12 protein-coding genes are annotated in these 10,528 nt (G+C 45.9%); 11 read left to right on the top strand and 1 reads right to left on the bottom strand.

Going from position 1 to position 10,528, the window contains the following annotated elements; translation table 11 throughout:
- Positions 1 to 100: 100 nt before the first annotated feature.
- The 6 genes from ACP7FG_RS02710 (at position 101) to ACP7FG_RS02685 (ending at position 6,871) form a co-directional block, all read left to right on the top strand.
- On the top strand, positions 101 to 853 hold the full coding sequence (locus tag ACP7FG_RS02710) for a hypothetical protein (RefSeq protein WP_439225443.1): 753 nt from the start codon (positions 101 to 103) through the stop codon (positions 851 to 853).
- 113 nt (positions 854 to 966) lie between these two features.
- Positions 967 to 2,715 carry a caspase family protein gene (locus tag ACP7FG_RS02705; RefSeq protein ID WP_439225442.1) on the top strand — a complete coding sequence of 583 codons (1,749 nt, stop codon included), beginning with the start codon at positions 967 to 969 and terminating at the stop codon, positions 2,713 to 2,715.
- Positions 2,716 to 3,105: 390 nt separating this feature from the next.
- On the top strand, positions 3,106 to 3,513 hold the full coding sequence (locus ACP7FG_RS02700) for a hypothetical protein (RefSeq protein ID WP_439225441.1): 408 nt from the start codon (positions 3,106 to 3,108) through the stop codon (positions 3,511 to 3,513).
- Between the two features lie 244 nt (positions 3,514 to 3,757).
- Positions 3,758 to 4,993: an acyl-CoA dehydrogenase family protein gene (locus ACP7FG_RS02695; RefSeq protein WP_439225440.1), complete on the top strand. Its 1,236-nt coding sequence runs from the start codon at positions 3,758 to 3,760 to the stop codon at positions 4,991 to 4,993.
- Positions 4,986 to 6,071 carry a phosphotransferase family protein gene (locus ACP7FG_RS02690; protein WP_054487410.1) on the top strand — a complete coding sequence of 362 codons (1,086 nt, stop codon included), beginning with the start codon at positions 4,986 to 4,988 and terminating at the stop codon, positions 6,069 to 6,071. The genes ACP7FG_RS02695 and ACP7FG_RS02690 overlap by 8 nt, the downstream gene beginning before the upstream one ends.
- Before the next feature lie 29 nt (positions 6,072 to 6,100).
- The gene (locus ACP7FG_RS02685) at positions 6,101 to 6,871 is read left to right on the top strand and encodes an SDR family oxidoreductase (RefSeq protein WP_439225439.1); all 771 of its coding nucleotides are present in this window, start codon (positions 6,101 to 6,103) and stop codon (positions 6,869 to 6,871) included.
- Positions 6,872 to 6,885: 14 nt separating this feature from the next.
- Here ACP7FG_RS02685 and ACP7FG_RS02680 read toward each other — a convergent pair whose 3' ends face one another.
- A complete protein-coding gene (locus tag ACP7FG_RS02680) occupies positions 6,886 to 7,341 on the bottom strand; it encodes a hypothetical protein (RefSeq protein ID WP_439225438.1) in 456 nt (151 codons plus the stop codon).
- Positions 7,342 to 7,417: 76 nt separating this feature from the next.
- Here ACP7FG_RS02680 and ACP7FG_RS02675 point away from each other — a divergent pair, with 76 nt between their 5' ends.
- Genes ACP7FG_RS02675 through ACP7FG_RS02655 form a run of 5 tightly spaced genes read left to right on the top strand, consistent with a single transcriptional unit; the run spans position 7,418 to position 10,523 of the window.
- Entirely contained in the window at positions 7,418 to 7,678 is a 261-nt protein-coding gene (locus ACP7FG_RS02675; protein WP_054487417.1) for a hypothetical protein, read from the top strand.
- A gap of 11 nt (positions 7,679 to 7,689) precedes the next feature.
- Positions 7,690 to 8,094 (top strand): hypothetical protein, encoded by a 405-nt coding sequence (locus tag ACP7FG_RS02670; protein WP_287817913.1) that lies wholly within the window; start codon positions 7,690 to 7,692, stop codon positions 8,092 to 8,094.
- Complete coding sequence (locus ACP7FG_RS02665) at positions 8,091 to 8,855, top strand: 5-oxoprolinase subunit PxpA (protein ID WP_439225437.1); 765 nt, start codon at positions 8,091 to 8,093, stop codon at positions 8,853 to 8,855. Before ACP7FG_RS02670 ends, ACP7FG_RS02665 begins: the two co-directional genes overlap by 4 nt.
- The gene (gene pxpB / locus ACP7FG_RS02660) at positions 8,848 to 9,573 is read left to right on the top strand and encodes a 5-oxoprolinase subunit PxpB (protein ID WP_439225436.1); all 726 of its coding nucleotides are present in this window, start codon (positions 8,848 to 8,850) and stop codon (positions 9,571 to 9,573) included. Before ACP7FG_RS02665 ends, pxpB begins: the two co-directional genes overlap by 8 nt.
- Entirely contained in the window at positions 9,570 to 10,523 is a 954-nt protein-coding gene (locus tag ACP7FG_RS02655; RefSeq protein WP_417439518.1) for a biotin-dependent carboxyltransferase family protein, read from the top strand. The genes pxpB and ACP7FG_RS02655 overlap by 4 nt, the downstream gene beginning before the upstream one ends.
- The last annotated feature ends 5 nt before the right edge of the window (positions 10,524 to 10,528 follow it).

The following is a 10,528-nucleotide window of genomic DNA, read 5'->3' as shown; positions in this document are numbered from 1 at the left end:
TCAGTTATCGCCGGTAGAGTATGAAAAACGTTTTGAAAAAACGGCTACTGAGTGTCTAGTGAACTAGTGGCGATTCACTTTAGTATTTGAAAATATGCATATGGCATATCATAACCTGGCTTCCTTAGACGCAATGAATAATGATGCTTTAGATAAATATGACATTTGTCGTTCGGCAATTGTATCTTGGTATTATTCTGTATATTTTGCAGCTAGTGCTATGGTTGCAGCTTCCTCTGGTTCCATTCAAGAGACACACACAGCAACAGCTAAAGTCTGGCAAGCTGATATTGCTGAACGAAAACTTATCCCTTACCCATTTGACCTATATTTGAGTAGTCTAGTAACCACGGCAGCAGAAGCTGAGATTTCAGAATATCGCGGAACTAATGACTATGACTTAAATCATCGTGCTCATGATCCTGATATGGCTCATGGAGCAATAGTGTCTTATTTAAAAGGAACACATAAGTATAAGAAATGGGAAGCTGAAGAACGCATTAAAACTTCTAAAGAGTTTAAAGCGCTTAATGTTGACAACTTTCGTAAAAAAGTAGCCCGAGAACTTAGAGACAAAACTTTAGATAAAGGGCAGGTGAATTTTTTAATTCAAGCATTCAGGTATAGAGGAAAATCTAATTATAGAGACTCTATATTTTTATCTTATGGTGATAATAATGAAGGCACGATTGATCAGTTTATTGAAGATTTAAATGATGTTGCCTTCGGCTTTCTTAGAGCCGCTTCGAGGTATTGCTCTAAGCGAGTAGAAAGAGGAACTTGGGCGCGATTTGTTGAGGACATAGAGGACAACACACGCCTATCTATTGGCATTGACGCAATCGAAATATAACAAGTCGTTTAAAAAGGACAAAAAACAGTTGGCTTTTGCTCCTTCGTCGCTAATTTTAGCCAAAAAATTTTTGCCTTTTAACGAGGCGTTAGAGCATTCAAGGATTAAACTCAGTGCGTGATTTAAAATTTATACTTCAACAAAAGTATGAGACAAGTAGAGCGTTAGTTATTGGCATAAACCAATATCAAAATGCTTCACCTTTAGGTTATGCAGTAAATGATGCTCATGAAGTAAGAGAAACTCTGGTAGACGAACTAGGCTTTGAGACGGAAAATGTCATATACCTTGCAGATCAAGATGCGACAAAGTCCAACATACTCAAATCATTTCTACGGTTCTCAAATGACGATATTAAAGTAGATGATCGATTATTTGTCTTCTTTGCTGGTCACGGGCACACAAGATCCGGTGTAAAAGGCGAAGTTGGGTATCTAGTACCCTATGACGCTGATATGGATGACTATTCTACATTCATTCGTTGGGATGAGTTAACTAGAAACGCAGAGTTGGTTCGGGCAAAGCATATCTTGTTCGTGATGGATGCTTGCTATGGTGGCCTCGCTGTTCATAGGGATTTACGACCTGGAAGCAGTAGGTTTTTAAGAGATATGTATCAAAGATTTTCGAGGCAGGTAATTACTGCGGGAAAAGCTAATGAGGTAGTTGCGGACGCAGGTGGTCCATTACCTAATCATTCAGTATTTACAGGACATTTTATTGAAGGAATTAGAGGTAAAGCTGCAAACGAGTATGGCGTTATTACGGCCAGTGGTTTAATGGCGTACGTTTATTCAAAAGTAGCCAATGACATAAACTCAGAACAAACGCCTCATTACGGTCAGTTTGATGGCGATGGAGATTTTATAATTTCAGTACCAGTCAATGAAACTGCTGAAGATGATGAAACGAAAGATACTGATGAATTAATTACAATTCCATATGTAGATGAGGTTAGAACTTCAAAAACTACCGAAGAGAAAGTGGAATACATCAAGGAGCTAATCTCTTCGAATAATTCGCAAATCAAACTTCATGACTTTTCTATCGAAGAGGTACGCAGGTTTTTATCTACCACTAGTGAAGATAGCTTTGCCACTAGAGGTCAGTTTTCAGATGAAGAATTTTTAGAACGCATATCATCCTATGAGATCCATTCGAAAGACTTGTCTATGATACTGGCTTGTTTGTCTCACTGGGCAAATGACAACCAATTAGGCTCCCTGACAAAGATTGTTTCCAGATCATGCGACCGCCTTTTAGAGAGCCGTGGAGGGCTGGTTGTTTGGGTCAACCTCAGATGGTATCCACTTCTTTTAATAACTTACTATGCTGGAATTGCGGCTTTAGAGGGAAAAAATTACAAAAGTTTAGCCTCTATTTTTTATACAAAGCTGGGATCTTCTGAATATGACGATAGCGGTTCGTTTTTTGCGCTAAAGGTTGCTAGTGCTGCAAGTGATCTGGTGGATGTTTTTAAAATAATTCCTGATCATGAGCGGAATTACACACCTTTAAGTGAATACCTTTATAAGTTAGTTCAACCAGAACTGGACGACATGCTTTTCCTTGGCAAGGGGTATGAGGATGTCTTTGATGAATTCGAAATTCTTTTCGCGTTAGTGGTAGCTGATCTCAAGAAACGAGAAGATAGCTATGTTTGGGGGCCTATAGGAAGATTTGGCTGGAAGAATCGCAGGCATGGAATATCTCCATTTCAAAAACTGAGAAATGAGGCGGCTCAGTATAAGAACAATTGGGGGCCTATAAAAGCAGGAATGTTCGGAGGTCAATATGAGAGATTTGAAGAGGTGGCCGAGCATTATCAAATTGAGATCTTGGCCAACTTAAGATGGTTTTAAGCTCTAACAAAGCGCTGCACTCGGACAACTTTACGCTGCGCTTAAAAATTGCCCGTGAGCGCGGCGTTAACGTCCGCTCTTGGCACTCAGCAGCCTTTTTATATAGGCATACATCAAATACAGCCGAAATGCAGATCACGACTAACATTATCATCTGAAGTATGCGAAAAAGTGTAGAAAAAAATAGTAAGTAGATCTCTACTTTAATTCGGACTAGGTTCTAACTTTTCAAGAATACTGAAGAGCATTAGCTCTAAACTATCTGAGCCGATAAGTTACAGCTATAAGAGGTTTATTAAGGATTGTATACGCAACGATACCTTTTATCTCAAACCCTTTTAATCTCTGGTCAACCATCTTCTTTGTTGAGCAAAAACAGTAGAGTAGTAAATGACGCTTATGGAAATTTCTTTTAAAGCTCTAATAATTTGGGTGGGCATTCTTGTCCTGGCTATTCTCAACGGCTTTTTGCGCGAGTCTGTACTTATACCGACGTTCGGAACTCCGGCCGCACTTGTGCTAAGCGGACTGGCACTCTCAGCATTGATTATTGTAGTGGCATACTTGTCGCTTCCTTGGTTGCAAACGACCAGCAACATAGAGCTTTTCTCAGTGGGTTTAAGCTGGCTAGCTCTGACGATCTTTTTTGAGTTCTCATTTGGGCTTTTGCAAGGCAAGTCATGGTTCGAATTGATTGAGGCTTATACATTTAAAGATGGCAACTTATGGCCTGTCGTTCTTACTGTGACAACTTTTTCACCATATATCGCTGCTAAGCTTAGAGTATGGTTGTTATGAGTCAGACAGAACCCGACTTTTTGAGTACTTTAAAGTAATTAAGTGCTCTCCCGACATGTCTTTCTCAGTCACAAAGCTGACGTCCGCCTACAAGTTTCTGAAGATCGAATTAAATAAGCTGCTGACTAAGCTATAAACCTACAACCTCCCCAATCGTTTACTAAAATTTTGCCTGTAACTCTGGTTGTACCACCAACACTTTCAAGTCTACAATGCTGTTAACTATTCGTTGGGAGCTTGCATTATGGACTTTTCCTACAGTGCGAAAACAAAGGACTATTTGGCGCGGCTAGATGCGTTTATGCGCGAGCATATTGAGCCGTATGAAAACCAGTATCAGAAAGAGAATTATCGGCTGAACAGCACGCCGAACTGGCGCGAGTGGCAAGTGCCACCAAGGGTGGCTGAGCTTAAGCAAATGGCGAAAGAGCAGGGGCTTTGGAACTTGTTTTTGCCCGACGAGGAACTGGGCGCTGGCTTAACAACGCTGGAATACGCGCCGCTAGCCGAGCGTATGGGCCGCAGCCTGTTAGCGCCTGAGGTGTTCAACTGCAATGCGCCCGACACGGGCAATATGGAAGTGCTGTATCACTTTGGTGATGATCCGCAGCAAGAGCAGTGGTTAACACCGCTTCTAAATGGCGACATTCGCTCGGTATTTTGTATGACAGAGCCCGATGTCGCGTCCTCCGATGCTACCAATATGCAAACCACCATTAAGGCCGACGGCTCAGACTGGGTTATTAATGGCCGCAAGTGGTGGAGTACGGGGCTGGGACACCCTGACGCTGAAATTGCCATTGTTATGGGGCTTACTGATGAAGACGCTGAAAAGCATCATCGACATTCTATGGTGTTGGTGCCGTTAAACACTCCGGGCGTTAACATAGAGCGCATGCTGCCGGCGTTAGGCGAGTACGACGCGCCTTATGGTCATGGCGAGGTGGTGTTCGACAACGTGCGCGTTCCGAAAGAGAACATTATTGTCGGCCCCGGAGCTGGCTTTAAAATTGCCCAGGGGCGTTTAGGGCCGGGGCGTATTCACCATTGTATGCGGGCTATTGGCGCCGCAGAGCGGGCGCTGGAGCTTTTCATTGAGCGTGGCGTATCGCGCATTGCCTTTGGTGAACCCTTAATGAAACTTGGCGGCAACACCGAGCGTTTAGCCGATTTACGCGTGGCGATTGATCAAGCGCGCTTACTGACTCTGCACGCGGCCTGGCAAATTGACAACATTGGTGCCATGAAGGCCATTAAAGAAATATCGGCCATTAAGCTGGTGGCACCGAATGTGCTGCAAAAAGTGGTGGATGAAACCATGCAGCTGTTTGGTGGCGCTTCTATGTGTCACGACACACCGTTACCGGGGTTACTGACGGTAGCCCGTTCATTACGTATTGCTGATGGACCCGATGCGGTTCACCGTGCGACTATTGCAAAAAACGAATTAAAACAATGGAAAGGGCGCACCAATGACTGATCCTTCATCCGCCGTAGTTGACCAGGCGAGTGACGTACGCGAAGAAGAAACCTTACCAATTGAGGCATTAGATAACTGGTTGGCAGAGCATATTGGTGATGAGCTGCCTGAAGACCGGGGTACACTACGCATTACTCAGTATACCGGTGGTGTGTCTAACTGGACTTACCGATTAGATTACAACGGTCTGGCTTTGGTTTTGCGCCGCCCACCAGATGGCACAAAGGCCAAGTCAGCCCACGACATGGGTCGTGAGTTCCGCCTGCAAAAACGACTGAGACCAGAGTTTCCACACGTACCCAGAATGTTGGCGTATTGCCGTGACGAGTCGGTTATTGGTGCTGAGTTTTATGTTATGGAGCACATTACCGGTATTATCCCGCGTCGGAAGTTTCCAAAAGGGCTGGACTTAAGTTCTGAACAGGCCCGGCAGCTATGTACGAATGCACTGGATAAACTGATAAAGCTGCACCAGGTAGATTTAGACAGCACTGGCCTACGCAAAATTGCAAAAGGTAAAGGCTATACTGACAGGCAGGTGAATGGTTGGTGTGGCCGTTACGAAAAAGCAAAAACCTGGAATGTGTTCGGTGCGGGTTCGGTCATGCGCTGGTTGCAGGAAAATAAGCCTGAAAACGAAACCATTTGTCTGGTTCATAATGACTTTAGGCTGGACAACCTGATACTCAACCCGGAAGACCCAACCGACATTATCGGTATTCTGGACTGGGAGCTGGCGACCTTAGGCAACCCGTTAATGGACTTAGGTAACTCACTGGCGTACTGGATAGAAGCAGGCGATGACAAAGTGGCGCGAGCAACCAAACGCCAACCAAGCGACTATCCGGGCATGTTAACCCGTAAAGAAATTATCGATTACTACTGCGAACGCACTGGCACCAAGGTGGAAGACTTTGCCTTTTATGAGGTGTTTGGCTTGTTTCGTTTGGCGGTTATTGCGCAGCAAATTTATTACCGGTATCACCACAAGCAAACCAATAACAAAGCCTTTAAGAACTTCTGGTTTCTGGTGAATTATTTGCTGTGGCGCTGCCGTCGCCGTATCGCTAAAGCTTAACGAATTATAATAAAAAAGAGAGCTCAACAATGCCGCAAGAACGGAAGACCATTTTAATTACCGGTGCCAGCTCTGGCTTAGGACAGGGTATGGCACGTGAATTTGCCGCAGAAGGTAGAAACTTATGTCTGTGCGCCCGCCGTTTAGATCGCTTAGAAGCGCTAAAAACAGAGCTGGAAGACAAGCGCTCAGGCATAACTGTCAGCATTAAAACGCTGGACGTAAATGCTCATGACGACGTATTTCGTGTCTTTCAGGCATTTAAACAAGAGCAGGGGCACATTGACCGCTTTATTATTAATGCGGGCATGGGCAAAGGCGCGGCGTTAGGTACGGGTTACTTTGAGGCTAACAAAGCCACGGCGGAAACGAACTTTGTGGCGGCGCTGGCGCAATGTGAAGCGGCTATGGAAATTCTGCGCGAGCAGAAAAGCGGGCATTTGGTGACTATTTCGTCCATGAGTGCTTTCCGTGGTATGCCACGGGCCATGACGGTGTATGCGGCAACCAAGGCCGGGCTGGCGTCGTTAACCGAGGGTATTCGTGCGGACTTAATGAAAACCTACGGCAGCAACAGCCCAATTAAAGTGTCGACCATTTATCCGGGCTACATTCGCTCTGAAATTAACGAAAAAGTGAAAAATACGCCTTTTATGGTGGATACCGAGACGGGTTGCCGACTGCTGGCGAAGGCCATTAATAAAGAGCCAGTAAAAGCCTATGTCCCTTACTGGCCCTGGGCGTTAATGGCGTTCTTAATGAAACGTCTGCCGCTTAAATGGGTGTTAAAGCTGGCTTAATCCGAGCCAGCGTTTTACTCAGAGCCAGGGCACACGGCGTCGCCACGGATAGAAACCTGAACCGACAGAGACTGGCTGACGCCTTGTGCATCGTTAAACAGAAATACTGGCTCGACTAAAAACATGTCGCCGCGTTTCCCGTCGTGATTTATCTCAAGTTTCTGATCAGCCAATTCCAGTTTAATGCAGCCTTCGTGTTCGGTGGTCATAATGCGTTGCCATTTATCCGGCTGCGGCTCATGTAACCAAATTTCATAACCTTTCCATTGCGTGCTTTTACCACGCTCACACCAGTAGCTATGAGCTTCTAAAGAACCGTCGTCGGTTGTTACTATTTGCTGTATTTCACAGTCTTCCTCGTGGGGGAGGTCAGGTTGCATGGTGGTCTTCTGATAAATAACAGCGCTACCAAGAATGACGATAACAGTAATAATAATAGCGCTCACGCCGAGCAGAATTTGCTTTAACATATGGCTCCAGAACCTGATACAGTATAAGTTCTTAGTATAAAGACAATAAATATAAGAACAATGACTTGGGGGAAGTATGTGGCAACGTGTTTTGGCATTACTGATTCTTATTGCGGGCCTGCTAATGGCTGTTTTGGGTGTGGTGAGTGACAACGATACTAATGTCAGGCTGTCGGGTGCGGTCCTGATGCTGATAGGTATTATCTGGCTTTATAAGCAGCCGACTTTAAAATCGCTGAACCGCACTGATAAGCCAACGTTAAAATGGTATCAGTCTCCAATTCTCTGGGTTCCGGTTATCGCAATTATCCTTTTTATTATCAGTCTGTTTATGTAGGAATCTAAGTAATGAACATAGCAAAACGAATTGTTATTTTAGCAGGCGCAGTCGGCTTATTTTTCTATACTGCAGAGCAGGAAGAACTGATTACATTGATTGCGAACTTTGATCTGAGTTGGTACAAGTTAGGAGTTCCTATTGCCTGGGGGCTTGTCCTTGGTGGGCTGGGAGCCTTACTTCGATTGCGCTCGCTTATCTCATGGATGGGGCCGGTAACCTTGGTTGCCAGCGCCATAACGACTATGGGACTCATTGGTGCAATCGCCGTATTTGCTAAACACCAGTTGATAGTACTAAGTTTACCGCCATTACAGCTAGCTTCTATTGGTATTGGTTTGTACTTGTTTGGTGTGGGGTTAACTAAGCTAATGGGTGATATTGAAGCCAGAAAGTCTGAAAAAGGTAAGGAATGAGCCGTCAAATTACACTAAACAGTGATATTGGAGAAAGTTTTGGTGCCTGGACAATGGGGGCAGATGATTTGATCATGCCACACATTGACTGTGCCAATGTGGCTTGTGGTTTTCATGCGTCAGACCCCCTGACCATGCTAAAAACGGTTAAGCTGGCAAAACAGCATAATGTGACCATAGGAGCGCACCCTGCGTATCCTGATCTTGTTGGTTTTGGTCGACGCCACATGAAGTTAAAACCCGACGAAGTGACGGCATTAATTCAATACCAGGTCGGTGCTCTGCAGGGCATTTGTGCCGGACAGAAAACTGAAGTGAGTTACGTGAAGCCGCACGGAGCACTTTATAATGACATGCTGAGCGACGGGCAGCAGTTTGATGCGGTCTGCGAAGCTATCGCTGCATTGCAGAACGACCGGAATGAACCTTTACCATTGATGGTTATGGCAACACCTGAAAACGATGCCTGGCGCCTCCGTGCACAAAAATTTAATGTCGAATTATGGTTTGAAGGCTTTGCTGACCGGGCTTATGACGACAACGGGCAACTGCGCTCGCGAAGCAATTCCGATGCGGTGCACGGTGATACGGAAACCATGTATGCTCAAGCTGAGGCATTTGCTAACGGTCGTGCTATTGAGAGTGTATCTGGTAAGTCGTTGCAAATTGAAATCGATTCTCTTTGTGTTCACGGGGATAACCCAAAGGCGATAGAAACAGTGGAGAAACTGCGGGATATCGTCCGAAAAGCTTATGACTAACTCTGCGAGTAAAGCGTCTAACTTTCCAAAACTGGTTTCTGCCGGTGCCGATGCCGTTATCGTCTACTTAGGCGAGGGCATCAGTGTTTCGGTTAACCAACAGGTTCTTGCAGCGGTTAAAGCGGTAGAGGAACAACTGTCGGACGTGGTGCTGGACTTAGTGCCGTCCTATAACTCTTTAATGGTGTATTACGATGTTCTGCGCACCGATGAGCCGGAAATACGCGAACGCCTGCGTAAAACCCTAAGCGATTTAACCAGCGATGACCAAGAACTGACCGGCAAGCATCATCGTATTCCGGTTTATTATGACGAGAGTGTCGGGCCGGATTTAGCGCGTATTGCAGAGACAAACAATTGTTCAGTGGATGATGTGATCAAAGCCCATACTGATCAAACCTATCGTGTGTACGCTATGGGCTTTGCGCCGGGGTTTGCTTACCTGGGTGAGGTTAACGAGAAGATCAGAACGCCCCGTTTAGATAACCCCAGAAAACGTATTACCGCAGGCAGTGTTGCTATTGCCGAAAGCCAGACCGCAGTTTATCCGTCATCGTCTCCCGGCGGTTGGAACATTATTGGCCGCACTTCAACGCAATTGTACGACCCTTCCTCCGGGACCATCAGCCCACTGAATGTGGGTGATGAAGTGGAGTTTTATTCGGTCAGCAAAGAGCAATTTGTTGATGACGGCGGCGACACGGAGGCTTTGTCATGATGCGTATTATTGAGCCGGGCATGCGCGCAGCCATTCAGGATTTTGGACGCTTTGGCTATTTGTCGAAAGGCCTGACCCGGGGCGGACCGATGGATGAGCATGCGTTTTTATGGGCAAACCGGCTACTGAATAATGATTTTAATGCCGCACAAATAGAAGTTACTTTGGGTGGCTTTGAAGCGGAGTTTGACTGTGATTGTCAGTGTGCTGTAACCGGCGCTGGTGTTGAATTGACACTGGACGGCGAAACGCTAAACAACTGGCAGAACTTTAAGGTACGTGCTGGTCAGCGGCTAAAAATGGGTTACGCTACTGCCGGTGTTCGCGCGTATTTAGCGGTGCAGGGCGGGTTTCAGGTTGAACCTAAGTGGGGCAGCTGTGCAACCGTTACCCGCGATGCAGTGGGTGGCCTGCATGGAGACGGCTCGCCTTTAAAAGCGGGCGATGAGATTAGTTTTAATCAGCAAGAATTGCAGATGTCTCGCCGTGTTGGCTGGGCTTATCGGCCGAATTATGAAAAGACACCGGTTATTGGCTTAATACCGGGCTTTCAGTACGAGGCTTTTCCCATGTCTGCAAGAGAAGCTTTCTGCTATGAAGATTATGAAGTCACTAAAGACAGCGACCGTATGGGCATTCGCTTGTCTGGTAAAGCGTTGGAATATGACGGTGAGGGGCTGGTATCTGAAGGTGTGAATGTGGGGTCTGTGCAGGTTCCTGCGAACGGCCAGCCCATTATTATGATGCACGACAGGCAGACCTTAGGGGGCTACCCCAAACTGGGCACCATTAACCCGTTCGATTTAGGTCGGCTGGCGCAATGCCAACCGGGTCAGACCGTTCGTTTTACTCGCATAGAGGGTAAAGTTGCACAGCAGCAACTGCGCCGTTTTTATCAGTTTTTTAATGTTCGCTTAACTTGTCAGGCAGGCGATAACCTGCGATCATAACCGCT

The organism is Idiomarina sp. ST10R2A5, assembly GCF_051842325.1.
Taxonomy (GTDB): Bacteria; Pseudomonadota; Gammaproteobacteria; order Enterobacterales; family Alteromonadaceae; genus Idiomarina; species Idiomarina abyssalis.
The sequence above is the reverse complement of the archived record's forward strand: the minus strand, read 5'-3'. Positions and strand labels throughout refer to the sequence as shown.

Coding starts and splice junctions, on each gene's coding strand:
- ACP7FG_RS02685 (WP_439225439.1), top strand. CDS start 6,101: ATGCCGCAAGAACGGAAGACCATTTTAATTACCGGTGCCAGCTCTGGC.
- ACP7FG_RS02680 (WP_439225438.1), bottom strand. CDS start 7,341: ATGTTAAAGCAAATTCTGCTCGGCGTGAGCGCTATTATTATTACTGTT.
- ACP7FG_RS02655 (WP_417439518.1), top strand. CDS start 9,570: ATGATGCGTATTATTGAGCCGGGCATGCGCGCAGCCATTCAGGATTTT.
- ACP7FG_RS02695 (WP_439225440.1), top strand. CDS start 3,758: ATGGACTTTTCCTACAGTGCGAAAACAAAGGACTATTTGGCGCGGCTA.
- ACP7FG_RS02675 (WP_054487417.1), top strand. CDS start 7,418: ATGTGGCAACGTGTTTTGGCATTACTGATTCTTATTGCGGGCCTGCTA.
- ACP7FG_RS02690 (WP_054487410.1), top strand. CDS start 4,986: ATGACTGATCCTTCATCCGCCGTAGTTGACCAGGCGAGTGACGTACGC.
- ACP7FG_RS02710 (WP_439225443.1), top strand. CDS start 101: ATGGCATATCATAACCTGGCTTCCTTAGACGCAATGAATAATGATGCT.
- ACP7FG_RS02700 (WP_439225441.1), top strand. CDS start 3,106: ATGACGCTTATGGAAATTTCTTTTAAAGCTCTAATAATTTGGGTGGGC.
- pxpB (WP_439225436.1), top strand. CDS start 8,848: ATGACTAACTCTGCGAGTAAAGCGTCTAACTTTCCAAAACTGGTTTCT.
- ACP7FG_RS02665 (WP_439225437.1), top strand. CDS start 8,091: ATGAGCCGTCAAATTACACTAAACAGTGATATTGGAGAAAGTTTTGGT.
- ACP7FG_RS02670 (WP_287817913.1), top strand. CDS start 7,690: ATGAACATAGCAAAACGAATTGTTATTTTAGCAGGCGCAGTCGGCTTA.